We start from the raw sequence: 24,153 nt of genomic DNA on the forward strand, positions 1-24,153 counted from the left end.
GGCGCGGACATCCGTGCTGACAGCCGAGGAGGCTACCGCTAACCTGACGGGTAGTCAGCTCTTTCGCGGGAGGTTGTGCGATGCGCGGTGATCCGGACGAGCCCGACGCCACCGACCCCCGCGCCGATCTGGAGCACGGCACCCTCCCCCGCCTGGTGCGCGCCGCCGCCGAGCGGTACGGCCCGGCCGAGGCGGTCGCCGAGGGGCGCCACCGCCTGACGTTCGCGCAGCTCGGGGAGCGGGTCGAACGGGCCGCCGCGGCCTGCGTCGCCGCCGGTGCCGAACCGGGCGACCGGGTGGCCGTCTGGGCCCCCAACACCGCCGACTGGATCATCGCGGCGCTCGGCGCGGTGACGGCCGGCTGCGTCCTGGTCCCGGTCAACACCCGCTTCAAGGGCGTCGAAACGGCCGACGTCCTGCGCCGTACCCGCGCCCGCCTGCTGTTCGTCACCGGCACGTTCCTCGGCACGTCCTACGTGGCCTCGCTGCGCCGCGCGGCCCGGGAGGGCACCGGCCGGGGCCCGTTGCCCGGCCTGCCGGACCTGAAGCAGGCCGTCGTCCTGTCCGGGGACGCCCCGGACACCTTCCTCACCTGGAAGGACTTCCTGTCGGCGGGCGAGGCGGTGCCTGCCGGAGTGGTGCGCGCGCGGGCCGACGCGGTCCGCCCCCAGGACCCCTCCGACATCATCTTCACCTCCGGCACCACCGGCCGCCCCAAGGGCGCGGTGATCACCCACGTCCAGACCCTGCGCGCGTACGCCGTCTGGAGCGAACTCGCCGGACTCGCCCCCGGCGACCGCTACCTGATCGTCAACCCCTTCTTCCACACCTTCGGTTACAAGGCCGGGATCATCGCCTGTCTGCTGCGCGGCGCGACGATGATCCCGCAGCCGGTCTTCGGCGCCTCCACGGCGCTCGCCCACATCGCCGCCGAGCGCGTCACGGTCCTGCCCGGCCCGCCCACCCTCCACCAGCAGCTCCTCGACCACCCCGACCGGGCCCGGTACGACCTCGGCTCGCTGCGCCTGGTCGTCACCGGCGCCGCCGTCGTACCGCTGGAACTGGTCGAGCGGCTCCGCGGCGAACTGGGCGTCGCCACCGTACTGACCGCCTACGGCCTCTCGGAGAGCTCCGGCATCGTGACGATGTGCCGCCGCGACGACCCGCCCGGCACCGTCGCCGCCACGTCCGGGCGCGCCATACCCGGCACCGAGCTGCGGATCGCGGACACCGGGGACCGGCCGGTGGCGGCCGGCACGGCGGGCGAGGTCCAGGTCCGCGGCTACCACGTCATGACCGGCTATGACGGGGACCCGCGGGCCACCGCGGACGTGCTGACCCCGGACGGCTGGCTGCGCACCGGCGACATCGGAGTCCTGGACGCCGACGGCAACCTGCGGATCACCGACCGCCTCAAGGACATGTTCATCGTCGGCGGCTTCAACGCCTACCCCGCCGAGATCGAGCGCCTGCTCGCCCGCCACCCGGATGTCGCCGAGGTCGCCGTCGTCGGCATCCCCGACCCCCGGCTCGGCGAGGTCGGCAAGGCGTACGCGGTCCGCCGCCCGCGCTCCACGCTCAGCGCTGCGGAGCTGATCGCCTGGGCGCGCCGGGAGATGGCGAACTACAAGGTGCCGAGGGAGGTCGCATTCGTGACGGCACTGCCGCGCAATGCGAGCGGGAAGGTGCTGAAGGGGGAGCTGCGGAGCGGCGCGTCGACGCCCGCGTAGGGGGAAGCCTCTGGCCGAGAGCTTGCATCCGGCGGTACGAGGGGCCAACAGGGGGCGAGGGGGTACGAGGCCGGACGAGACGGCCGGTGGCACTGTCCGCCACCACCTCCGACCGGCGCCGCCCTCCGGTTACCGGCGCGTCAGCCGGGTGTCAGCCGCGCCCGGCACCTTGGTGTACGTACCACCGAGCGGACCGGAACGCCGGCCGCCGACGGCGCGCACACCGCCGCCGGGCGGTCGCCCGCGGGCCCGCGTCGCACGCCTTGCACCCTTGGGGGACCCGCATGTCCAGCCTCGCCACCGCCGTCTTCCGTCGCGGCCGCCGCCTCGACGCCGCCTCGACGCCGCCTCGGTCATCGCGGTCGCGGCGTTCTCCCTCACCGCGTGCGACAGCCTGTCCGGCGACCGGGGCCCGGCCAAGGGCGCCACGAGCCAGGCCCCCGAAGGCGGCACGCCCGGCGGCTCCGGCACGCCCGGCGGGCCGGGCTCCGCGGGCGGCGACACGGGCATCTCGGGCGCGGGCCCTTCGGGCACGGGCTCCTCGGGTGCCGCGGGCGCGGGCTCCTCGGGGGCGCAGGGCTCGGACGCGTCCACCGGCGGCGAGGGCACGGCACATCGACCGGCGGGGCCACCTGGGCCGCCGGGATCGGCAAGGGCTCCACGGGTTCCGGCACGGGCTCCGGCGCCGGCCGCAAGGGCGTCGACGTCACCCTGGTCGTCGGCACCCTCAAGTACCTCTTTCCCGGCAAGCTCACCGTGACGCCCGAGTCCGGCCCGGAGCAGGTGTTCTTCGCCGCGAACGACACCAAGGTGCTCGGCGCCACGACCCTCTGCGGCGGCCCCGACGGCCAGGTCACCATCACGGACGGCAGCTACGGCACCACCACCTGCACCACCGGCCAACTCGACAAGGCCGCCAAGCTGAACGCCGTCCAGGTCCGCGCCACGATCCACCAGGGCATCGCCACCGAGGTCGAGGAGCGCCACCACCCGTAAGCCACGCCGCACCCCCAGCGCGAAGCCCCCGGCACCCCCGGCCGGGGGCTTCGCATCCCCATCGCCCGCGCCCCGGACTCCTCAGGCCCCGCCCCTTCAGGACCCGGCCCCCTCAGCTTCTCGGCCCCCTCACGGCTTCGGGCCCCTCAAGGCCCCCCGAACCGCTCCCGCAGTGCCGTCTTGAGCACCTTGTCCAAGGGGCCGCCCCGGGGCAGCGCGTCCACGACCTCCAGTTGTTCCGGCAGTTTCTGCGGCATCAGACCGGCGCGGCGCAGGTGGGCGGTGAGGGCGCCGAGCGTCAAGGCCCCCGTGCCCGTCCCGGCGGCCGGCTCCGCGAGGGTCACCACCGCGCAGACCCGTTCGCCGCGGTCGCGGTCCGGCAGGCCGATCACCGCCACCTCGGCGACCGCCGGGTGCTCGCGGATCAGGCCCTCGATCTCCGGGGCGGAGAGGTTCTCGCCCTTCCGGATGATGATGTCCTTGAGCCGCCCGGTGAGGACCAGATGCCCGTCCGTACGCAGCAGTCCCAGGTCGCCGGTGCGGAAGTAGCCGGCCGCGTCGAACGCGCCGGCCGTCAGCGCCGGATCCGTGTAGCCGCGGCAGACCATCGGCCCGCGTACCGTGACCTCGCCCGGTTCGCCGGGCTCCGCCTCGCTGCCGTCGGGGCGGGCGATGCGCAGGCGGGCCCCGGTCACCGGCTTGCCCACGGTGTGCGCGAGCTGTTCGTCGCTGTCGTACGGCGTGCCCATGGTGATCATGGGGCACTCCGTCATCCCGTACCCGTGCACCACCGCGCACCCCAGCTCGCGGCCCGCCGCGTGGTACAGCTCCGGCGGCAGCGGCGCCCCGCCTCCGGACAGCAGCCGCAGGGTGGGGACGAGCCGGCCCGCCGGGCGCGGACCGGCGGGCCCCCGGCGCCGACGGGACTCGTCGAGGAACGCCTGGTAGAAGGCCGTGCTCCCGCCGGCCATCGTCACCCCGTGCCGCCGGTACGCCGCCGCCGCCACCACCGGGTCGAACGTGTCGAGCACCACCGCCGGGAAGCCGCTGAGCAGCATCGCGATGACGTAGTCGGGCCCGGCGATGTGCGCGTACGGGAACGCGATGGAGCCGGTGTCCGTGTCCGTCGTGCCCAGCGCGGTGGCCAGCCCCACGCCGCCCGCGATGAGCGAGCCGTCGGTGTGCTCGACGCCCTTGGGCTCGGCGGTCGTGCCGGAGGTGTAGTAGATCCACGTCGGGGTGCTGCCCGGCCGGACGAACTCCGGCAGCGCGCCGTCGGGCGCGGCCTCCGGCAGTCCGTCGGCGACGGAGAGCACGCGGACGCCGCCGGGCGCCGCCTTCCGCGCCGTGCCCGCGTAGTCGTGCCCGCGCCACTCGCCCGGCACGATCGCGTACTCGGCGGCCGACTGCCGCAGCGCGAAGCCGACTTCCCGCTCCCGGTACAGGTGCGGTACGGGGATCTGTACGGCACCGAGCCGGGCCAGCGCGAGCGACACCCCGACGGTCAGCGGCCAGGTGGGCAACTGCCACAGGACGCGCGTTCCGGCGCCGATCCCCAGGCCGTGGAACCCGGCCGCCAGCCGCAGCGCCCGGTCCCGCAGCTCGCCGAAGCCGACGGCCCGGCCGGAGCCGCCGGTGGTCTCGTCGAAGAACATCGGCGCCCGCGGGGACACCTCGGCCCGGTACCGCATCAGTTCCCACAGCGAACGCACACGATCGGGTTCGAACACGTCGCGCCTCCTCGGGGAGCGGAGGCGCGACGGTAGCAGACGGCCATGGAGATGACGAGGCATCAGATGGCGGGTGCCGACGGAACATTCGCGTGGCGTGCGGCGTTGGGGGGCTGACGACCTTGTCCGCACGGTACGCGAGGAGTTTTCCATGGCGTTGAGTACGGAAGAGCGCGAGGCTTTCCTGGCCGAGCCGCACATCGGAGCGCTGTCGGTGGCATCGGGCGAGGCGGACCGCGCCCCGCTCACCGTCCCCATCTGGTACGCGTACGAGCCGGGCGGCGAGCTGTGGATCACCACCGAGCGGGACGCGCGCAAGACCCGGCTGATCGCGGCGGCGGGCCGGTTCTCCATGATGGTGGACCGGGTCACGCCGACGGTCCGCTATGTGTCGGTCGAGGGAGAGGTCGTCTCGACCGAGCCGTCGACGGACGAGGAACTGCGCGCCATGGCCGAGCGCTACCTCGGTCCGGAGGCCGCCGCGGCGTACATCAAGGACGTCCTGCCCACGCTCGGCCCGCCGGTGACCATCCGGCTGCGGCCGCGGCGCTGGCTGTCGTCGGACATGGGGTCGCTCCAGTAGCGCGGGCGCCGCAGGGACGCCGAAGGGGGCCGGTCGTGTCCGGTCCGGCCCCCGGCGTACGTGCTCCGGCCCGGACCGGGCCGGCGGGTCACGGACGGTGGGTGTCCAGGACCACGAAACCGCCGGCGTCCGGCCGATGGGTGTCCAGGGCCACGGCGTGGCCCGCGCGCTCCGGGCGGTGGGTGTCGGGTGCGACGGAGCGGCCAGCCGCTATCGGCCGGTGGGTGTCCTGGGCGGTGACGCCGGCCGGGCTGCTAAGGGTGTGGCTGTCGGCCATGGCGGGGACCGCCGCCGCGCCCGCCACCGCGGTGGTGAGAGCGAGGGTGACGAGGGTGCGCTTGGTACGGCTCATTCCGACTCCTCCGTGGGGAATCCCTGGTGAGTGACGCTGATTTCTGGTGAGGCTGGTGTTCGATCCCCCCGGCCGGAAAGAGCCGTGACGATGGGGAGATGACGCATGGCTGCGGGTATGCCGCGGGGACCGGCTTCGATGGCTCCCCCCTGAGTGCCATCGAAACCGGCCCCCGCGATCCCCCGGATCCCCCCGGATCCCCCGGTTCCGTGGTCCCCCCGGATCCCCCGATCCCCCGGACCACCGAAACCGCAGTGGGTCTGGTGCGGTGGTGCTCGCCGTACGGGCGGGCCGGTGATTCCCCCGTGGCCCGCCCGTACGGGCGTCGCGCTACTTCGGCTCGGCGACGGGAAGGTTGCTCTCACCCATCACGACCACGTTGCCGTCCGTGCCCGGTGTGGGCTGCTTGCCGTCCTCGGTGATCAGCGAACCGTCCGTGATCGGCCGGTGGCTGTCCTGAGGCTGGATGGGCCGGTGGCTGTCCTCGGGCTGGATGGGCCGGTGGCTGTCCATGGGCTGGATCGGACGGTGACTGTCCTCCGGCTGGATGGGCCGATGACTGTCCTGCGGCTGAATGGGCCGGTGGCTGTCCATCGGCTGGATCGGCCGGTGACTGTCCTGAGGCTGGATGGGACGGTGACTGTCCAGCGGTTTGACGATGTCCCTGTCGTCTTCCTTTCGAACCTGGTTCTGAGAGCTCACGGTGATCAACTCCGTTGTGTGGGCGCAATCGGCCCACCCGGCCGGCAACTCCCCCGTGGGTCGCCGGACGGGCGGACCACGGCCTGGCACCTTACGGTGGGGCCTGGTCACCGAGCCGCTTGCCCCCCGAGGCGGCGGATCGGTAATTAGAGAGTGGCCCCTCGCGATGAACGATCGATAAACGCCTGAAGCCCCCGGTCCGGGCGGCTTCTACACCAGCGCGGCAGGGGCGGTGAGGTCGTGAATCGCCCCGTCCACGGGCAGGCCGAGCTGCTCGTGGATGGACACGACTTCCTGCCAGCAGACCTTCGCCCGGCCGGTGTGCCCTATCTGGTTCAGGGCGTGCCCCAGCGTCGTCAGCGCGTCGGCCCGCCAGCGGCCGCCGCCGAGCCCCCGCAGGGCGGACAGCGCCTGCTCGGCGTAGTTGGCCGCGTTGGCCGGCCGGTGGGCCGCCAGGTCGACCTCGGCGAGCCGGAGGTAGGTCATGCCCTCCCAGAACCGCTGCCGGCTGTCGCGGAAGATGGCGAGCGCCTCGGTGAGCTGCCGGGTGGCCTCGTCGAGTCGGCCGGCGAGCGTCAGCGCCATGCCGAGCGCGTATCTGCCGTTGCCGAGGCGGCGGGAGGCACCGACCTCCCGGAGGGTGGCGATGCCCTGTTCGGCGAGTTCGATGGCGCTCTCGACGCGCCCGGTGTCGAGGTGCAGGCGCGAGAGGTTGCACAGCGCGCTGGCCTCGGACTGCTTGTTGTTGTTCTCGCGGAAGGCGAGCAGGGCCTGGTTCAGATAGCCCTCGGCCGCCTCGTGGCGTTTTTGGATGCTGGCGATGATGCCCCGGTCGTTGGGGCCGTTCGAGGCGGAGAAGGAGTCGCCGGCGGCGAGCCCCAGCAGGGTGGCCAGCTTCGCGTGCTCGTCCGCCTCGTCGAGCCGGCCGGACTGGGTGTAGCTGGGGGCCAGCGCCCAGTGGGCCCGGCCTTCCGCGTGCTGGTCGCCCGCCCGGCGCGCGGCGGCCAGCAGGGCGAGATTGGCCTGCTCGTACTGGCGGTTGTTGGCGCCGTACTCGGCCATGTCCCGGGTCAGGAGCAGCAGGTCGACAGCGCGCCGCAGCACCTGCTCGCCGGTGTTCTGCAGCGCGCAGGCGATCAGGCAGCGGGTCTCGTTGAAGAGCCAGCTCAGTGCCTCGGTGCGGTCGGTGAAGAGCAGGCCGGGGTAGTGCGGGGTCTCGGTGTGGTCGGCGAGGCGGTCCCCGGGGCGCTCCAGCGCGTACATGTGGGTGGCGGTGGCCAGGTAGAAGTCCAGCAGCCGGGACAGGGCCGCGTCGCGCTCCTCGGCCGGCTGCTCGTCGCGCTCCGCGCAGGAGCGGGCGTAGAGATGGACCAGGTCGTGGAAGCGGTAGCGGCCGGGGGCCGCGGACTCCAGGAGGGAGGTGTCGACCAGCGTTTCGAGGAGCGTCTCGGCGTCGTCGGGTTCCATGTCGAGCAGCGCGGCCGCCGCGGCGAGGGAGATGTCCGGGCCGTCGGCGAGGCCGAGGAGCCGGAAGGCCCGCGCCTGGCGGGGTTCGAGCTGCTTGTAGCCCAGCTCGAAGGTGGAGTTCACGGCGAGGTCGCCGGCCCGCAGCTCGTCCAGCCGGCGGCGCTCGTCGGCCAGCTTGCGGGCGAGTACGGAGACGGTCCAGGTGCGGCGGGCCGCCAGCCGGGACGCGGCGATCCGGATGGCCAGCGGCAGGAAGCCGCAGGCGCCGACCACGTCCATGGACGCCTCGCGCTCGGCGTTGACCCGTTCCTCGCCCACGATGAGCGCGAAGAGGGTGAACGCTTCGTCGGGGCTCATCACGTCCAGGTCGACCAGGTGCGCGCCGGCCAGGTCTATCATCCGGACCCGGCTGGTGATCAGCGCCGCGCAGCCGTCCGTACCGGGCAGCAGCGGGCGGACCTGGGCGGCGTCGCGGGCGTTGTCGAGCAGGACGAGGACCCGGCGCGCGGCGAGGGCCGTGCGGTAGAGGGCGGCCCGTTCCGCGAGGCCGTCGGGGATGGCGGTGACCGGCGTCCCCAGCGCGCGCAGGAACGCGCCGAGCACCACCTCCGGGTCGGAGGGGGAGTGCCCGGCGCCCTGGAGGTCCACGTAGAGCTGGCCGTCCGGGAAGTGCGCGTGGGCGGCGTGCGCGACGTGCACGGCGAGGGTGGTCTTGCCGACGCCGCCGATGCCGGTGAGCGCCGAGACGGCCATCACCCGGCCCTCGGCGGTGGCGAGCTGCTCGCTCAGTTCCGTGACGAATGCGGCCCGGCCGGTGAAGTCGGCGACGGTGGCCGGAAGTTGCTGTGGACGGACGAAGACGGGCTCGCCGGGGTCCTGGGCGCCGGGCGGCATGGTGGGCGCGTCCAGCTCCGGGTCCGCGCGCAGGATGCGCTGCTGAAGATCGGAGAGCGACGCGCAGGGGTCCACCCCCAGCTCATCGTCGAGCAGACGCCGCGTATCGGTGTATACGGCGAGTGCCTCGGCCTGCCGGCCCCCGCGGTACAGCGCCAGCATGAGGAGTTCTCGCAGCCGCTCGCGCAAGGGGTGCGCGGCGGTCAGCGCGGTCAGCTCCGAGACGGCCTCGGCGTGGCAGCCCAGTTCCAGGTCGAGCTCCAGCCGCGTCTCGATGAGGGACAGGCGCCACTCCTCCAGGCGGGTGCGCTGGTTCTCCGCGTAGGGCCCGGCGAGGCTGGCCAGCGGCTCGCCGTCCCAGAGGGCCAGCGCGGAGTCCAGGAGGTCGCGGGCGCGGCAGCGGTCGCCGGACGCCCGGGCCTTCTCGGCCTCGGCCGCGTACTGCTCGGCGTGGTCCATGTCGAGGTCCAGCGGCCGGTGGTCCACCGACCGGAGCGCATACCCGCCGGACTCGCTGACCAGCGTGTCCGCGTCCGCGCCGAGCGCCTTGCGGATGCGGGAGGCGTACGTGCGCAGCGCCGCGAGGGCGGCGTGCGGTGGTTCCTCGCCCCAGAGGGCGTCGACGAGTTCGGACGCGGTGGCGGTGCGTCCGCCCCGCAGGAGAAGGGCGGCCAGCAGCGCACGCTGCTGCGGGGAGCCGGCCGCCAGTGGCGTCGCGCCGCGCCAGGCCCGTACGGGACCGAGCACGGTGAAGCGGAGCCGCTCCTGGCCCTGCCCCGGACCGTCGTCCATGGTGTCCCCCTGCCCTGTGCACTTCGTTCGCATCGGCCAGTCTGCCTTGTCGTAGCCCCTTACGTCAGTAGGGGTCCGGTCTCAGCACGGACTCTCCACGCCTGGGGTTCGGGCTGGTGTTCGGCTGGGCGGCGGGTGGGGAGCCGGCGCGGGCGTCGGTGCGGATGCCCGTGCGGATGCGCGTGCAGCCGCCCGTGCACGGCCCGCGTGCGGGCGTGGGCCCGAGCGTCGCTGCTCAGCCGCCTGCGGGGCCGTGCGGCGCCCGGACCGGCCGCGGAACGGTGTCGCCTGCACGCATTCCTTGGCGCTCACCGCGAGCTGACGGGCCGTCAGTTCAGCGCTACGGTAAAAACCATGGAGAGTTTTCCGAAGATAATCTCGGTGGACGACCACACGGTGGAGCCGCCCCACGTCTGGCGGGACCGCCTCCCCTCGAAATATCAGGACATCGGCCCGCGCGTCGTGCGGGCCCCGCTGAAGGAGATGACCTTCGTCGGCGGCCGGTTCGCGCCGAAGATGGGCCGGCCGGGGGACGCGGGCCCGCTCGCCGACTGGTGGGTCTACGAGGACCTGCACCGCCCGCTGACCCGCCTGGACACCGCCGTCGGCTACGCCCGCGACGACATCAGACTCGAAGGCATCACCTACGAGCAGATGCGCCCCGGCTCCTTCAGCGTGCCGGAGCGGCTGGCCGACATGGACCTCAACCACGTCCAGTCGGCCCTGTGCTTCCCGACGTTCCCACGCTTTTGCGGCCAGACCTTCACCGAGGCCAAGGACCGCGAACTGGGGCTGCTGGGCGTGCGCGCGTACAACGACTGGATGGTGGAGGAGTGGTGCGGACCGGCCGCGGGCGGACGCCTCATACCGCTCGGACTCGTCCCGTTGTGGGACGCGGAGCTGGCCGCACAGGAGGTGCGCCGGAACGCGGAACGCGGCGTACGGGCGGTCTGCTTCAGCGAGATTCCGCCACATCTGGGCCTGCCCAGCATCCACACCGGCGACTGGGACCCCTTCCTGCGCGCCTGTGAGGAGACCGGGACCGTCATCGCCATGCACATCGGCTCCTCCAGCAGGATGCCGTCCACCTCCGCCGACGCGCCGCCCGCCGTCGGCTCCACGATCACCTTCGCCAACTGCTGCTTCTCGATGGTCGACTGGCTGATGAGCGGCGCGTTCGACCGCTTCCCCGGCCTGAGGATCATGTACGCGGAGGGGCAGATCGGGTGGATCCCGTACATCCTGGAACGCGCGGACGTGGTCTGGGAGGAGAATCGCGGCTGGGGCGGCGTCGCCGACAAGGTCCTGCGGCCGCCGTCCGAACTCTTCGCCGGGCACGTCTACGGCTGCTTCTTCGACGACGCCTTCGGCCTGCGCAACCTGGACGCGATCGGCGTCGGCAACGTCCTGTACGAGACCGACTACCCGCACTCGGACTCCACCTGGCCGCGGTCGAAGGAGGTCGGCGAGGCCCAGATGGGACACCTGGAGCCCGAGGTGGTCGAACGGATCGTCCGCGGCAACGCCATCGACCTGCTCGGGCTGACGCCGGACGGGCTGTGGGCGGGAGCGTAGGCACGGCGCACCCCCGGGCCGGGTGACGCCTGCCGCGCGCCTTCCCCCTCCCCGCGCGGCCCGCCGTACGGTCACGATGGGACGGGCGGCCACGACCGGGCCGCCCGCACGGTCGGTGCCGCGCGCGGCACGCCGCCGTACGGACCGTGCTCCGCGGGGGCCTGGAGGTGACGCACATGACGACGTTCGTGCTGGTGTCGGGCGGGTACACCGGAGGATGGATCTGGCGGGAGGTGGCGGACCACCTGCGCGCGGCGGGACACCGGGCGCATCCGGTGACACTGACCGGGATGGGGGACCGCCGCCACCTGTCGGGTCCGGGCACCGACCTGCACACCCACATCGAGGACGTGGCGCAGGTGCTGGACCACGAGGGCGCGGGTGAGCCGCACGAGGCGGGCGAGACCGTCCTCGTCGCCCACTGCTACGGCAGTTACCCGGCGCTGGCCGCCGCCGACCGCGCCCCGGAGCGCATCGCCCGCCTCGTGTTCGTGGACGCGGGTCTGCCCCGCGACGGCCACGCCGTCCTCGACGCGCTGCCCGACCCGGCCGTACGGGACCGGCTGCGGCGCCGCGCCCAGGAACACGGCGACGGCTGGCGGCTGCCGCCGCCCGCGTTCGACGAGACGGAGATCTGGGGCAGCCTGGACGGCATCTCCGAGGAAGGCCTGGACCGGCTGGCCCGCCTCGCCGCGCCCCAGCCGCTGGCCACCCTCACCCAGCCGGTCCGGCTGACCGGGGCGACGGCCGGACTGCCCTCGACCGGCATCTTCTGTACCCGCAACGTCACCAGCACCGCGGCCGTGCGCGCCCTGGTGGCCTCCGGGGACCCGGCCTTCGCGGGCCTCGCCGATCCCCGGGTCGGCTTCTTCGACCTCGACACCGGGCACTGGCCGATGCTGTCCCGCCCCGGCGAGCTGGCCGACCTGCTGCTGCGGGCCGCGGCGGACGAAGGGGAGCGGATCGGCGCACCCGGCCGGTGAGCGGCGCCCGCCGGGCGCGCGGTCCGGGGTGCCGCCGGTGCGCCGGCGGCACCCCGGCATGATGGGGACATGAGGACACGCCCCGTACTCGTCTACGACGGAGACTGCGGTTTCTGCACCACCTCCGTGCGGTTCGCCGAACGCCGCATCCGCCCCCGCTGCACCGTCACGCCCTGGCAGTTCACCGACCTGGAGGCGCTCGGCGTCACCCGGGAGCGGGCCGAACACGAGGTCCTGTGGATCACCCCGGCCGGGCGGGTGTACGGCGGCGCGCAGGCGGTCGCCAAGCTGCTGATGAGCGCGCGGGGCGCCTGGGCCGTGCCGGGCGCGCTGCTGACCCTGCCGCCGTTGCGCCGGCTCGCGCACGCCGGGTACCGGCTGGTGGCCGACAACCGGCACCGCATGCCCGGCGGCACGGCGGCCTGCTCGTTGCCCTCCCGCCTCAGGCCCTGACGCCCGCGCCGCCGCCCGTACCCCCGCCGCCCGTACCCCCGCCGCTCGTACCGCTGCCGCTCGTACCGCTGCCTCCCGGCCCGCCGCCTCCCGGCCTCTTGCCTGATGCCTCGTCAGCCCACACCATGACCCCCAGCCGCCGACGACGGGCCGTCGGCCGAGCGCGGGAGTGGACGCGGACGTGGACAGCGGTACGGGAAGCGGCAAACGCGGCGGTGCGCGCACCGGCGGCGCGGACGACGGGGTGCGGGTGCTGCCCGAAGGGAAGCCCGCCTACGGCATCCAGCTCCCCGTGCAGTCGCAGAGCACCCTCTACGCGGAGCCGTGGGAAGCCGCGGCCGGCCCCGCCGACCTCGTCGAGATCGCCCGCGCCGCCGACCGCCACGGCTTCGCCTACGTCGCCTGCTGCGAGCACATCGGCGTGCCACGCCGGCTGGCCGCGGCCATGAGCACGGTCTGGTACGACCCGGTCGCCACCCTCGCCTACCTGGCGGCGGCCACCACCCGCGTACGGCTGCTCAGCCACATCGCGCTGGTCGGTCTCAAGCACCCGCTGATCAGCGCGAAGCAGTACGCGACGCTGGACCACCTCTCCGGCGGGCGGCTGATCCTCGGGGTCGGCGCCGGGCACGTACGGGAGGAATTCGATGCCCTCGGCGTGGACTTCTCACGGCGCGGCGCCCTGCTGGACGAGGCGATCGACGCGCTGAAGGCGGCCCTGGGCCCGGGGGAGTTCCCCTCCTACAGGGGGGAGCGGATCGCCTTCGAGGGGCTGGGGCAGTCCCCGCGCCCCGTACAGGTGCCGCGTCCGCCCGTCTGGGTGGGCGGTTCGTCGCCCGCCGCCGTCCGCAGGGCGGCGGTGCGGGGCGACGGCTGGCTGCCGCAGGGCGACCGCAGGGACCAGCTCCCGGCGCGGCTCGCCAGATTGCGGCGGCTGCGGGAGGAGGCCGGGATCCGTACGCCCGCCGAGGCCGGCGCCATCACCGAGCCGCTGTACGTCGGTGAGCCCGGGTGGGAGGTCGGCCGGCGCACCCTCGCCGGGGCGCCCGAGCGGCTGGCGGAGTCGCTGCGCGAGTACCGGGCGATGGGCGTGCGGCAGATCCAGGTGCGGTTCCGCAGCCGGAGCCGTACCGAGCTGACCGACCAGATGGCGGCGTTCGCGGAGGGCGTCGCTCCGCATCTCGACGGCTGAGACGCGGCCGAAGCGCTCGCGCCGCGGCACCGGGGCGGCGGAAGGGACCGGTACGGCATGGGGAAGCTGGACGGCCGGGTCGTCATCATCACCGGCGCGGCGCGCGGGCAGGGCGAGCAGGAAGCGCGGCTCTTCGTCGCGGAGGGCGCGCGCGTGGTGCTGGGCGACGTGCTGGACGGGCCGGGGGAGGCGCTCGCGGCGGAACTCGGCGCCGGCCGCGCCCGGTACGTCCACCTGGACGTCGGCCGGGAGGCGGACTGGGAGGCGGCGGTCCGGGCCGCCGGGGACACGTTCGGCACGGTCGACGGGCTGGTCAACAACGCCGGGATCCTGCGCCTCAACGAGCTGGCCGCCACTCCGCTCGCCGAGTTCCAACAGGTGGTGCGGGTCAACCAGGTCGGCGCGTTCCTCGGGATGAAGGCGGTGGTCCCGGAGCTGACGGCGGCCGGCGGCGGCACCATCGTGAACACCGCCTCGTACGCCGCACTGTCCGGCATGGCGTACCTGACCGCGTACGCGGCGTCGAAGGCCGCGGTGGTCGGCATGACGCGGGTGGCGGCGATGGAGCTGGCGGGCCGGGGCATCCGGGTCAACGCGATGTGCCCGGGGGCGGTCGACACCCCGATGACGCGGCCGGAGCGGGGGCCGGCGGGCACGGCGGACGCCTCCGAGGCGTCCGCGCGGGACCTGGACGCCTTCTACGCCAAGGTCGTCCCGCTCGGCCGGATCGGACGGCCGGAGGAGGTGGCCCGGCTGGCGCTGTTCCTGTCGTGCGCGGACTCCTCGTACATCACCGGGCAGCCGTTCGTCATCGACGGCGGCTGGCTGTCCGGCATCAGCCTGTACTGAGGCGCGTACGCCGCCCTGCGGCCCGTACCTGATGAGGCATCAGGTATTGACGCTCCGCGGGCCCGGTGCGAGAGTCGACGTGATCTGACGGAGCGTCAGGTAACGGCGCCAGGGCGGACGAGGGACGGTGAACCCCCGTGGAATTCGGGCTGTTCGTACAGGGATATGTGCCCGCCGCGCGGGCGAAGACCGACCCCGAGGCGGAGCACCACGCGCTGATGGAGGAGACCGGGTACGTCATCCAGGCCGACCGGTCCGGGTTCAAGTACGCGTGGGCCTCCGAGCACCACTTCCTGGAGGAGTACTCCCACCTGTCGGCCAACGACGTGTACCTGGGCTACCTCGCCCACGCCACCGAGCGCATCCACCTCGGCTCCGGCATCTTCAACCCGCTCGCCCCGGTCAACCACCCCGTCAAGGTCGCCGAAAAGGCCGCCATGCTCGACCACCTCTCCGGGGGCCGCTTCGAGTTCGGCACCGGGCGCGGCGCGGGCAGCCACGAGATCCTCGGGTTCATGCCGGGCGTTACCGACATGAACCACACCAAGGAGCTGTGGGAAGAGACCATCGCCGAGTTCCCGAAGATGTGGCTCCAGGACGAGTACCAGGGCTTCCGGGGGAAGCACTGGCAGCTCCCGCCGCGCAAGGTGCTGCCCAAGCCGTACGGGCCCGCGCACCCGCCCATGTGGTACGCGGCCGGCTCGCCGTCCTCGTACGCGATGGCCGGGAAGAAGGGCCTGGGCGTGCTCGGCTTCAGCGTGCAGAAGGTCGCCGACATGGAGTGGGTCGTCGAGGCGTACAAGACCGCCGTCGAGCAGGCCGAACCGGTCGGCGCGTACGTCAACGACAACGTCATGGTGACCTCCACCGCCATCTGCGCCGAGACGCACCGGAAGGCCGTGGAGATCGCGGTGGGCGGCGGGCTCAACTACCTCCAGTCACTGCTGTTCCGCTACCACGACACGTTCCCGCGCCCCGAGGGCATCCCCGAGTGGCCCGAGCTGCTGCCGGAGTACACTGAGGAGATCATCGAGCTGCTGATCGCCGAGGAGCTGATGATCTGCGGCGACCCCGACGAGGTCTTCCGCCAGTGCAAGCGCTGGGAGCAGGCCGGCGCCGACCAGCTCTCCTTCGGCCTGCCCATCGGCGTCTCGCCCGAGGACACCCTCACCACCATCCGCCTCATCGGCGAGCACGTGATCCCGAAGATCGACACGGACCCGGTCCACCGGACGGCCCGCTTCCGGCAGGCCGTTCTCTGAAGACGCCCTCTGAAGAGCCCGCGCCCGAGGGAAAGGGACCCGGATGCTCGACCACCTGATCAAGGGCGCCACCGTCGTCGACGGCACCGGCGCCCCCGCGTACGAGGCCGACCTCGCCGTCCATCAAGGGCGGATCGCCGCCGTCGGCCGGATCACCGACCCCGCCAGAACCACCGAGGACGCCCACGGCCTGGTCCTCGCCCCCGGCTTCGTCGACCCGCACACCCACTACGACGCCCAACTCTTCTGGGACCCGTACGCCACCCCCTCCCTGCACCACGGTGTGACCACCGTCGCGGGCGGCAACTGCGGCTTCACCCTCGCCCCGCTCAACCCGGACCGGCCCGGCGACGCCGACTACACCCGCCGCATGATGAGCCGGGTCGAGGGCATGTCACTGGCGGCCCTGGAGCAGGGCGCGCCGTGGAACTGGTCCACCTTCGGCGAGTACCTCGACGCCCTGGAAGGCCGGACCGCCGTCAACGCGGGCTTCATGGTCGGCCACTGCGCGCTGCGCCGCCACGTCATGGGCCCGGACGCCATCGGCGGGCAGCCCACCGCAGCACAACTCGACGCCATGCTGCGGCTGTTCCACGACGCGATGGACGCGGGCGCCTGGGGCCTGTCCACCACCCAGTCCGCCACCCACTCCGACGGCGACGGCGAACCGGTCGCCTCCCGGCACGCCCGGCCCGCCGAACTCCTCGCCCTGTCCCGCGCGGTCGCCGACCACGAGGGCACCCAGCTCGAAGCGATCGTCGCCGGCTGCCTCGACCGGTTCGCGGACGCGGAGATCGACCTGCTCGTCGGGATGTCGGCCGCCGCCGGACGCCCGCTGAACTGGAACGTGCTGACCATCGACGCGTCCGTACCGGAACGGGTGCCGCGGCAACTGGAGGCGAGCGAGCGCGCCCGTGGGGCCGGCGGGCGGATCGTCGCCCTCACCATGCCGATCCTGACTCCCATGAACATGTCGCTGCGCACCTTCTGTGCCCTCAACCTCATCCCCGGCTGGGGCGACGTCCTCGCCCTGCCCGTACCGGACCGCATCGCCCGGCTGCGCGACCCGGCCGTACGGGAGCAGATGCTGCGGCGCGCGGCGAGCGAGGAGGCGGGCGTCTTCCGGCGGCTGACGGACTTCGCCCGGTACGTCGTCGGCGACACGTACTCCGCCGCGAACCGGGGCCTCTCCGGCCGGGTGGTCGGCGACATCGCCGCCGAACGCGGGCTGGAACCCTTCCACTGCCTGGTGGAGATCTGCGCCGAGGACGAGCTGCGTACCGTCCTGTGGCCGATGCCGACCGACAACGACCCGGCGAGCTGGGCACTGCGGCAGCGCACCTGGCAGCACGAGGACGTCCTGCTCGGCGGCTCCGACGCGGGCGCCCACCTGGACCGCATGTGCGGCGCCCCGTACACGACGCGCTTCCTCGGCGACTGCCTGCGCGGCCGGAAGCTGGTGGGGCTGGAGGCGGCCGTACGGATGCTGACCGACGACCCGGCCCGGCTGTTCGGGCTGCGCGACCGCGGCCGCATCGCGGTGGGCCACCACGCCGACCTGGTCCTCTTCGACCCGGAGCGGATCGACGCCGGCCCGGCCCGGCTGGTGCACGACCTGCCGGGGGACAGCCCGCGGCTGGACTCCGAGGCGGCCGGCGTGGTGAGCGTACGGGTCAACGGCGTCGAGACGGTCCGGGACGGCGCGGTGACCGGGGCGGTGCCGGGGACGGTGCTGCGGTCGGGCCGGGACACCGAGACGGTGCGTACGCGGTGAGCCCGCAGGGCCTGCCCGCGCCCCGGCCCGAGCGGCTGCTGATCGGCGGCGGGTGGACCGCACCCGGGCACGGGCACTACGAGGTCATCGACCCGGCGACCGAGGAGAGCGTCGGGCTGGCCGCGGAGGCGAGCCGCGACCAGGCGTACGAGGCGGCCCGCGCGGCGCGCGAGGCGTTCGGGCCCTGGTCGCGCACGGCGCCCGGGACCCGGGCCCGGGTGCTGGACCGCACCGCCGAGATCCTGGCGCGCGACCTCGGTCCGCTCACCCGGCTCGCCCGCGCGGAGACCGGGGCGACCACCGGGACGGCCCGTGCGATGCAGGTCGGCGTCGCCGTCGCCCGCTTCGAGCGGTACGCGCGCGGAGCGCTGGAGCCCGTCGAGACGGCGCTGCCGCCGCAGATCAACGAGGCGGGCCCGTTCGGGAAGGCGGCCGTCCTCGGCGCGCTCGCGGTCCGCCGCCCCGTCGGCGTGGTCACCTGCATCACCTCCTACAACAACCCCTGGGCCAACCCGGCGGGCAAGATCGCGCCCGCCCTGGCCATGGGCAACACCGTCGTCATCAAGCCCGCCCCGCAGGACCCGCTCTCCGTCCACCGGATGGCCGAGGCGCTCCAGGAAGCCCTGGACGAGGCCGGGGCGCCGCCCGGCGTGGTGAACCTGGTGACCGGCAGGGACCCGGCGGTCGGCGAGGCCGCCGTCGACGCGCCGGAGGTGGACATGGTCAGTTTCACCGGCTCCACGGCCGTCGGGCAGCGGATCGCCGAGGTCTGCGGGCGCGGTATGAAACGCCAGCTCATGGAGTTGGGCGGGAAGGGCGCCGCGCTGGTCTTCGACGACGCCGACCTGGACGCGGCGGTCGCCGGCATCGGCACCACGTTCTCCTTCTACAGCGGCCAGATCTGTACGGCGCCGACGCGGGTGCTCGCCCAGCGCGGCGTCCACGACACGCTGGTGGAGAAGCTGGCCCGGTACGCGGGCCGCCTGAAGGTGGGCGACCCGGGCGCGCCGGACACGGTCGTCGGCCCGGTGATCTCCGCCGCCCACCGGGACCGCGTCGAGTCCTACATCGCCCTCGGCCGCGAGGAGGGCGCCCGCCTGGTCACCGGCGGCGACCGCCCGCCCCTGCCGCGCGGCTTCTACGTGGCCCCCGCCCTCTTCGCCGACTGCACCCCCTCCATGCGCGTCGTACGGGAGGAGATCTTCGGCCCGGTGGTCGTCGTCCTCCCCTTCGACGACGAGGAGGAGGCCGTCGCGCTGGCCGGCGACAGCGACTACGGCCTGCTGGACTACGTCTGGTCCGGGGACGTGGCGCGCGCGTTCCGGGTGGCGGGGCGGTTGCGGGCGGGCGGGGTGGGCGTCAACACGGTCGGCCGGAACATGGAGGCGCCGTTCGGCGGCTTCAAGCGCAGCGGGGTGGGGCGCGACGTCGGCTCGTACGCGCTGCACGCGTACAGCGAGGTGCAGGCGGTGGTGTGGCCGGGGTGAGGCCGGCGGGAGACCGGGCGGGAAAATTTTGAAACGGGACGAACCGGACGGTGCTGCGGTTCCCGCAGTCCGGAACCGAGCGGTACGACCTTCAACTTACCGCCCGTAACGCGCCGTCGGCCTTTCAATCTCCGGCCGTCGGCCAGCCCGTGCACCCTGAACCAAAGGTTCCGCCGCTCGCCGAGGGGGGATCTTCAGCCTCCCGATGCGGAAACAGCAGCGCTTAACGTCCTGTTCATGGTTCAGGCAGACCCCCGGCCCCAGGCCGGAGACACGGTAACGAGGGCCGGCGGCACGGCCGGTGACGACACCGGCGGGACCCGCGGCAAGGGCCTGAGCGGCAACTCCGTCGGCCTGCTCGGCAGCGCCGTCATCGGTGTCTCCACCGTCGCCCCCGTCTACTGCCTCACCTCGACGCTCGGCCCCACCGTCGGCGAGGTCGGCCTCCAGATGCCCGCCGTCTTCCTCGCGGGCTTCCTGCCGATGCTGCTGGTCGCCTTCGCCTACCGCGAGCTGAACCGGGCCGTCCCCGACTGCGGCACCTCCTTCACCTGGTCGGTGAAGGCGTTCGGCCCGCGCATCGGCTGGATGTGCGGCTGGGGCCTGGTGATCGCCACGATCATCGTCCTCTCCAACCTCGCCGGCGTCGCGACCTCGTTCTTCTGGCTCCTGCTCGGCGAACTCACCGGCAGCGACGCCGTCGCCGCCCTGGACGGCAGCACAACCGTCCACGTCCTGACGTGCCTGGCCTTCATCGCGCTCGCCACGGCCGTCAGCTACCGCGGCATGACCGCCACCAAAGGCGTGCAGTACGCGCTGGTCGGCCTCCAACTGGCCGTGCTGGCCGGCTTCGTGGCCATGGCCTTCGGCGCGGCGGGCGCCGGCGACTTCACCGGCTCCCTGCACTTCTCGATGAGCTGGCTGAACCCCTTCGCCGTCCAGTCCTTCTCGGCCTTCACCGCCGGTCTGTCCCTCTCGATCTTCATGTTCTGGGGCTGGGACGCCTGCCTGACCGTCAACGAGGAGACCGCGGGCAGCGACCGGACCCCCGGCCGCGCCGCGCTCCTGGCCATGGCCGTCCTCATCGGCTCGTACCTGCTGACCGCCGTCGCCGCCCAGATGTACTCCGGCGTCGGCACCGAGGCGCCGGGACTGGGCAACCCCGACACCGCCGACAACGTCTTCGCCGCCCTCGCCCACCCCGTGATGGGCCCGGTCCTCGGCGTCCTCCTCTTCGTCGCGGTCCTCGCGTCCGCCGCCGCCAGCCTCCAGACCACCTTCATCCCGGTGGCCCGCACGGTCCTGGCGATGAGCGCGTACGAGGCCCTGCCGCCGTCCTTCGCCCGCGTCCACCCGCGGTTTCGCTCACCGGGCCGCGCCACCGTCGCGGCGGGCATCGCCACCGGCGTCTTCTACGCGGGCATGACGTTCCTGTCCCAGAACGTCCTCGTCGACACCATCTACGCCCTCGGCCTCATGATCTGCTTCTACTACGCGATCACGGCCTTCGCCTGTGCCTGGTACTTCCGCCGCGAACTGCGCGGCTCCGCCCGCGACATGCTCTTCAAAGGCGTCTTCCCCACCCTCGGCGGCCTGCTCCTGACCGCCGTCTTCCTCAAGACCCTCACCGACATGTGGAACCCGGCCTACGGCTCCGGCAGCTCCGTCCTCGGCGTCGGCTCCGTCTTCGTCATCGGCGTCGGCCTGCTCCTGCTCGGTTTCGTCCTCATGCTCGTCATGCGGCGCCGCAGCCCGGCGTTCTTCCGGGGCGAGGTGCTGACGCGGTCGACGCCGGCGATGGTGGTGGAGGAGTAGGGGCGGTGTCCGGCCCCCCCTGCCCGGCACACCGGTTCTCGCGGCCCGGCATACGGCTCCTGCGGCCGGCATACCGGTTCTTGCGGCCCGGCCGCCGCCGGCCCGGGCGCTCAGACTCTGCCGGATCGGTACACCAGCAGGGCGATCTGCACGCGGTTGTTCAAGCCGCACTTGGCCAGGATGTGCGAAACGTGGGACTTGACGGTCGGAACGCTCATGTACAGCTCGGCCGAGATCTGGGCGTTGGTCTTGCCCTGGCCGATGGCGACGGCGACCTCCAGCTCACGGTCGCCGAGGAGGCCGAGCAGATGCCGGGCCTCGGCGTCCTGGCCCGGTGCCGGTGTGGCCGCGGGGGCGGGCGCCGGCGCCTGGGCCGGAGCGGAGGACCCGGGAGAGCCGGTCGTGACCGTACCGATCAGGTGGCGCAGCGCTTCGGGGGACATGACCGGCTCGCCCGCCGCGGCCCGGCGCACGGCGTCGATGATCCGGTCGGGGTGGGTGTGCTTCAGGAGGAAGCCGGCGGCCCCGGCCTGGAGGGCGCGCAGGACGTACCCGTCGGTGGTGAAGGTGGTCAGCACCACGACCTCGGGGGCGTCGGGGCGGGCCCGCAGCCGGCGGGTGGCGTCCAGGCCGTCGACGGTGGGCATCCGGATGTCCATGAGGACGAGGTCGGGCGCGTGCCGGTCCGCCAGCGCCTCGACCTCGCCGCCGTCGGCGGCCTCGGCGACGACCTCGATGTCGGCGGCGGAGGCGAGCATCATGCGCAGGCCCGCGCGTACGAGGGCGTCGTCGTCGACGAGCAGGACGCGGATCATGCGGGCCACGGCAGCCGTGCCCGGATCCGGTGGGTCCCGTCGTGCAGGCCGTAGGTGAGGGCGCCGCCGACCAGGGCCGTGCGCTCCTGGAGGCCGATGAGCCCCAGTTCGCTTCCGGGGACGCGGGGCCTGGCGTCCTCGGGCACCGGGTTGGTCACCTCCAGGGCCAGCCCCGTGCCCGCCGTTCCGTGCACCGTGATCGTCACGGGCTGGCCGGGCGCGTGCTTGCGGGCGTTGGTCAGCGCTTCCTGCACGATCCGGTAGGCGGTCCGCCCGGTCGCCATGGGTACGGCCTCCTTGTCCGGGACGGACTCGTCCAGGTCGATCCGCATACCGGCCGTACGGGACTCCTGCACCAGGTGGGCCAGGTCGGCGAGCACCGGCTGGGGCGGCTCGGAACGGGTGGTGTCGGCCAATGGGGCGCGCAGCACGCCGAGGACCTCCTGTAGGTCCTCCAGCGCCTGGTGGGCACTGGAGCGGATGACGGCCGCGGCCTGCCCGACCTGGTCGGCGGGCGCCCCGGGGTTCACCTCCAGGGCGCCGGCGTGCACGCTCAGCAGGGACAGGCGGTGCGCGAGCACGTCGTGCATCTCGCGTGCCAGCGATTCCCGTTCGCGCTGGCGGACCTGGTCGGCGCGCAGGACGGCCTCCGTACGGGCGTGCTCGGTGCTCTCGTGCAGCACCCGCAGGAACAGCCCCCAGCCGACCGCCGCGCCCACCAGCACGACCACCAGCGCGCCTCCCGTGCGCGCCGTGATGGAGAGCTTCACGTCGGTGAGGTAGGGGTGCAGTGCGAAGTACAGCGCGAAGGGCAGCAGGGAGAACGCCGTCACGCAGAAGGTGGTCCGCGAGGTACGGGTGGCGGCGACGGTGAACAGGGCGACGAGGGCCGCGGGAAGCAGCGGCCAACTGATCGACAGGAACATCAGCACCACGGCGATCGGGACCGGCCACCGGCGGCGCCACCACAACAGCACGCTGCCCACCAGCGGAACCAGCAGATCCGCGTGCCCCTTGAGCGGTGGCGGGAGGACATGGTCCACCGACAGGGGCATGAAAGACGTGAGCCCCGGATGCAGCCATACGCCCTTCGGGTCGCCCGCGGCCGCGGAATTCGCGTAGCCCGCGGCCACCGAAAGGGCGGCGGCCCCGACGACGGCCAGTGCGTCGATGATTCGGCTGCGCCGGGCAGGGTCCATCGCTTTCCAGCTCACAGCCGTAAAGCATACGTCTTCGGCGTCCCGGCATCCGCTCAGGACGGCGGCGGGATTACGCACACGTCTATTCCCCTACCTAAGTACGTGCCTGCCTCCCGGTACCTAAGTATGTGCCACCTCCCCCTGACTCATCCTTTCGTCACCTCGTCGCCGAACATGCCGATCTTGCGCCGTCGCGTTCCCGTAAGGGCCCACTTTCCACTGCCCGGTACCTGCTCCCACCACCGGCGCAATACTCCGCACCAGCAAAAGCCCTCCCCCCACCCAAGTGAATGCCACGAAATGAATTCCACCACCGCGGCTCATCCTTTGGCTCCGTCGCCCCACCCATTACCGACCTTCCGCCGAAGCCGCAGCAGCATTCCGCTCCCTACCGTTCCTTTCATGATCTGTTCCGGGAATTCCGCCGCCGCCCGACGTGCGAGAAGGGCGGGCGCGCCACTGCTCGCCGCCGTCACCCTCACGGTCCTCGCCGGCTGTAGCACCCTGACCGGTGTCGTCTCCCCCGCGGAAGCCCGGGAAGGGACGAAGCAGGACGCCGAACGCCTCCAGCCGGTCGACTGCCGCACCGACAAGTGCGTCGCGCTCACCTTCGACGGCGGCCCCAGCGAACCGACCCCGAAACTGCTGGACCTCCTCCGGCGGGAGAAGGTGCCGGCCACCTTCTTCCTCCAGGGAAAGGGCCACACCGACACCTACCCGGACACCGTGCGCCGGATGGCCGACGAGGGCCACGAGATCGCCAACCACACCTGGTCGCACGAAGACCTCACCGCACTCACCCCCGACCAGATCCGCGACGAGACCGCCCCGGTCCAGGAGGACGTCAGGAAGATAACGGGCCACTACCCGACCCTGATACGCCCGCCGGGCGGCGCCACCAACGACCGCGTATCCGACGTCCTGAAGAAACTGGGCCTGTCACAGATCCTGTGGAGTGTCACCGCCAAGGACTACCGGACCACCGACACCGCTCTGATCAAGAAGCGAGTCCTCGCCCAGACCGAACGCGACGGAATCATCCTGCTGCACGAGCGCTACGCGGGAACCATCCCCGCCGTGCCGGACATCATCACCGAACTCCGCCACCGGGGCTACACCTTCGTCACGGTCCCCCACCTGCTGGCACCGGCCACCCCACAGCCCGGCACGGTCTACCGCCCGTGAACACCCTGCCGCCACCGCCGGCGGGCTGAGCGGTGTTCAGTGGGAGCAGGGGGCTGTGTGGTGGGGTCGCCGCGCTCAGGACTTCATCTCCGCGACCACCCGTGCCGCTGGGCCAGGAGGGCGTGGGAGTGGACACGGCCCTGGCGTTCCTGGCCGGATTGCGCCTTCAGGAAGCTGGTCAGGGCCTTGATCGAGCCGGTCAGGTCCTTGAACTCGTCCAGCATGTGCGCGATGTGGAAGAGGTACGCCGAGGCGTCGTAGCCGCCGATCGATTCGCGCCGGGAATCCGCCTCGGGAAGCGCGGTCTCCGCAGCGGCT

19 protein-coding genes and 1 pseudogene are annotated in these 24,153 nt (G+C 73.1%); 13 read left to right on the forward strand and 7 right to left on the reverse strand.

Annotated elements, in window-relative coordinates; all coding sequences use genetic code 11:
- The first annotated feature begins 80 nt into the window (after positions 1-80).
- Positions 81-1,730 (forward strand): FadD3 family acyl-CoA ligase, encoded by a 1,650-nt coding sequence (locus ACH4EB_RS15075; RefSeq protein ID WP_398347875.1) that lies wholly within the window; start codon positions 81-83, stop codon positions 1,728-1,730.
- Positions 1,731-2,114: 384 nt separating this feature from the next.
- Entirely contained in the window at positions 2,115-2,726 is a 612-nt protein-coding gene (locus tag ACH4EB_RS15080) for a hypothetical protein (protein ID WP_398347877.1), read from the forward strand.
- Positions 2,727-2,872: 146 nt separating this feature from the next.
- Here ACH4EB_RS15080 and ACH4EB_RS15085 read toward each other — a convergent pair whose 3' ends face one another.
- Positions 2,873-4,456 (reverse strand): class I adenylate-forming enzyme family protein, encoded by a 1,584-nt coding sequence (locus tag ACH4EB_RS15085; RefSeq protein ID WP_398347878.1) that lies wholly within the window; start codon positions 4,454-4,456, stop codon positions 2,873-2,875.
- A 151-nt stretch (positions 4,457-4,607) separates the two neighbouring features.
- Here ACH4EB_RS15085 and ACH4EB_RS15090 point away from each other — a divergent pair, with 151 nt between their 5' ends.
- Entirely contained in the window at positions 4,608-5,039 is a 432-nt protein-coding gene (locus ACH4EB_RS15090) for a pyridoxamine 5'-phosphate oxidase family protein (RefSeq protein ID WP_398347879.1), read from the forward strand.
- Between the two features lie 88 nt (positions 5,040-5,127).
- On the opposite strand, the gene ACH4EB_RS15095 is transcribed toward ACH4EB_RS15090, so the two are convergent.
- The 3 genes from ACH4EB_RS15095 to ACH4EB_RS15105 all read right to left on the reverse strand — a co-directional run bounded on the left by ACH4EB_RS15095 (position 5,128) and on the right by ACH4EB_RS15105 (position 9,246).
- Entirely contained in the window at positions 5,128-5,391 is a 264-nt protein-coding gene (locus tag ACH4EB_RS15095) for a hypothetical protein (RefSeq protein ID WP_398347880.1), read from the reverse strand.
- A gap of 330 nt (positions 5,392-5,721) precedes the next feature.
- Positions 5,722-6,093: a laminin G gene (locus ACH4EB_RS15100; RefSeq protein WP_398347881.1), complete on the reverse strand. Its 372-nt coding sequence runs from the start codon at positions 6,091-6,093 to the stop codon at positions 5,722-5,724.
- A 210-nt stretch (positions 6,094-6,303) separates the two neighbouring features.
- Positions 6,304-9,246, reverse strand: coding sequence for a BTAD domain-containing putative transcriptional regulator (locus ACH4EB_RS15105; protein ID WP_398347882.1), 2,943 nt, complete (start codon positions 9,244-9,246; stop codon positions 6,304-6,306).
- A 354-nt stretch (positions 9,247-9,600) separates the two neighbouring features.
- Here ACH4EB_RS15105 and ACH4EB_RS15110 point away from each other — a divergent pair, with 354 nt between their 5' ends.
- The 9 genes from ACH4EB_RS15110 (at position 9,601) to ACH4EB_RS15150 (ending at position 20,636) form a co-directional block, all read left to right on the forward strand.
- A complete protein-coding gene (locus tag ACH4EB_RS15110) occupies positions 9,601-10,821 on the forward strand; it encodes an amidohydrolase family protein (protein ID WP_398347883.1) in 1,221 nt (406 codons plus the stop codon).
- Between the two features lie 176 nt (positions 10,822-10,997).
- Positions 10,998-11,804: an alpha/beta fold hydrolase gene (locus ACH4EB_RS15115; protein ID WP_398347884.1), complete on the forward strand. Its 807-nt coding sequence runs from the start codon at positions 10,998-11,000 to the stop codon at positions 11,802-11,804.
- Between the two features lie 69 nt (positions 11,805-11,873).
- Entirely contained in the window at positions 11,874-12,257 is a 384-nt protein-coding gene (locus tag ACH4EB_RS15120; protein ID WP_398347885.1) for a thiol-disulfide oxidoreductase DCC family protein, read from the forward strand.
- Positions 12,258-12,501: 244 nt separating this feature from the next.
- Positions 12,502-13,449, forward strand: a complete 948-nt coding sequence (locus ACH4EB_RS15125; RefSeq protein WP_398348120.1) for a TIGR03619 family F420-dependent LLM class oxidoreductase — start codon at positions 12,502-12,504, stop codon at positions 13,447-13,449.
- Positions 13,450-13,506: 57 nt separating this feature from the next.
- Positions 13,507-14,298 carry an SDR family NAD(P)-dependent oxidoreductase gene (locus tag ACH4EB_RS15130; protein ID WP_398347886.1) on the forward strand — a complete coding sequence of 264 codons (792 nt, stop codon included), beginning with the start codon at positions 13,507-13,509 and terminating at the stop codon, positions 14,296-14,298.
- A 137-nt stretch (positions 14,299-14,435) separates the two neighbouring features.
- Complete coding sequence (locus tag ACH4EB_RS15135; RefSeq protein ID WP_398347887.1) at positions 14,436-15,560, forward strand: LLM class flavin-dependent oxidoreductase; 1,125 nt, start codon at positions 14,436-14,438, stop codon at positions 15,558-15,560.
- A gap of 43 nt (positions 15,561-15,603) precedes the next feature.
- The gene (locus ACH4EB_RS15140; protein ID WP_398347888.1) at positions 15,604-17,334 is read left to right on the forward strand and encodes an amidohydrolase family protein; all 1,731 of its coding nucleotides are present in this window, start codon (positions 15,604-15,606) and stop codon (positions 17,332-17,334) included.
- The gene (locus ACH4EB_RS15145; protein ID WP_398347890.1) at positions 17,331-18,821 is read left to right on the forward strand and encodes an aldehyde dehydrogenase family protein; all 1,491 of its coding nucleotides are present in this window, start codon (positions 17,331-17,333) and stop codon (positions 18,819-18,821) included. The genes ACH4EB_RS15140 and ACH4EB_RS15145 overlap by 4 nt, the downstream gene beginning before the upstream one ends.
- 237 nt (positions 18,822-19,058) lie before the next feature.
- A complete protein-coding gene (locus ACH4EB_RS15150; RefSeq protein ID WP_398347891.1) occupies positions 19,059-20,636 on the forward strand; it encodes an APC family permease in 1,578 nt (525 codons plus the stop codon).
- Between the two features lie 110 nt (positions 20,637-20,746).
- On the opposite strand, the gene ACH4EB_RS15155 is transcribed toward ACH4EB_RS15150, so the two are convergent.
- Together ACH4EB_RS15155 and ACH4EB_RS15160 are read right to left on the reverse strand one after the other, a co-directional pair.
- Positions 20,747-21,451: a response regulator gene (locus ACH4EB_RS15155; protein WP_398347892.1), complete on the reverse strand. Its 705-nt coding sequence runs from the start codon at positions 21,449-21,451 to the stop codon at positions 20,747-20,749.
- Positions 21,448-22,665, reverse strand: coding sequence for a sensor histidine kinase (locus ACH4EB_RS15160; protein ID WP_398347894.1), 1,218 nt, complete (start codon positions 22,663-22,665; stop codon positions 21,448-21,450). The genes ACH4EB_RS15155 and ACH4EB_RS15160 overlap by 4 nt, the downstream gene beginning before the upstream one ends.
- A gap of 387 nt (positions 22,666-23,052) precedes the next feature.
- On the opposite strand from ACH4EB_RS15160, the gene ACH4EB_RS15165 reads away from it, so the two are divergent.
- Entirely contained in the window at positions 23,053-23,835 is a 783-nt protein-coding gene (locus tag ACH4EB_RS15165; protein ID WP_398347895.1) for a polysaccharide deacetylase family protein, read from the forward strand.
- Positions 23,836-23,939: 104 nt separating this feature from the next.
- Here the strand turns inward: ACH4EB_RS15165 and ACH4EB_RS15170 are convergent.
- A pseudogene (locus tag ACH4EB_RS15170) lies at positions 23,940-24,146 on the reverse strand (hypothetical protein); the annotation flags it as partial.
- Positions 24,147-24,153: the final 7 nt, after the last annotated feature.

This window comes from Streptomyces sp. NPDC018045, assembly GCF_044327445.1.
In the GTDB taxonomy this organism is placed as follows: domain Bacteria; phylum Actinomycetota; class Actinomycetes; order Streptomycetales; family Streptomycetaceae; genus Streptomyces.

Bases quoted from the DNA above. Each gene is read 5' to 3' on its own strand.
- ACH4EB_RS15075 (WP_398347875.1), top strand. From the start codon at position 81: ATGCGCGGTGATCCGGACGAGCCCGACGCCACCGACCCCCGCGCCGAT.
- ACH4EB_RS15090 (WP_398347879.1), top strand. From the start codon at position 4,608: ATGGCGTTGAGTACGGAAGAGCGCGAGGCTTTCCTGGCCGAGCCGCAC.
- ACH4EB_RS15095 (WP_398347880.1), bottom strand. From the start codon at position 5,391: ATGAGCCGTACCAAGCGCACCCTCGTCACCCTCGCTCTCACCACCGCG.
- ACH4EB_RS15105 (WP_398347882.1), bottom strand. From the start codon at position 9,246: ATGGACGACGGTCCGGGGCAGGGCCAGGAGCGGCTCCGCTTCACCGTG.
- ACH4EB_RS15110 (WP_398347883.1), top strand. From the start codon at position 9,601: ATGGAGAGTTTTCCGAAGATAATCTCGGTGGACGACCACACGGTGGAG.
- ACH4EB_RS15115 (WP_398347884.1), top strand. From the start codon at position 10,998: ATGACGACGTTCGTGCTGGTGTCGGGCGGGTACACCGGAGGATGGATC.
- ACH4EB_RS15120 (WP_398347885.1), top strand. From the start codon at position 11,874: ATGAGGACACGCCCCGTACTCGTCTACGACGGAGACTGCGGTTTCTGC.
- ACH4EB_RS15130 (WP_398347886.1), top strand. From the start codon at position 13,507: ATGGGGAAGCTGGACGGCCGGGTCGTCATCATCACCGGCGCGGCGCGC.
- ACH4EB_RS15140 (WP_398347888.1), top strand. From the start codon at position 15,604: ATGCTCGACCACCTGATCAAGGGCGCCACCGTCGTCGACGGCACCGGC.
- ACH4EB_RS15150 (WP_398347891.1), top strand. From the start codon at position 19,059: ATGGTTCAGGCAGACCCCCGGCCCCAGGCCGGAGACACGGTAACGAGG.
- ACH4EB_RS15155 (WP_398347892.1), bottom strand. From the start codon at position 21,451: ATGATCCGCGTCCTGCTCGTCGACGACGACGCCCTCGTACGCGCGGGC.
- ACH4EB_RS15165 (WP_398347895.1), top strand. From the start codon at position 23,053: ATGATCTGTTCCGGGAATTCCGCCGCCGCCCGACGTGCGAGAAGGGCG.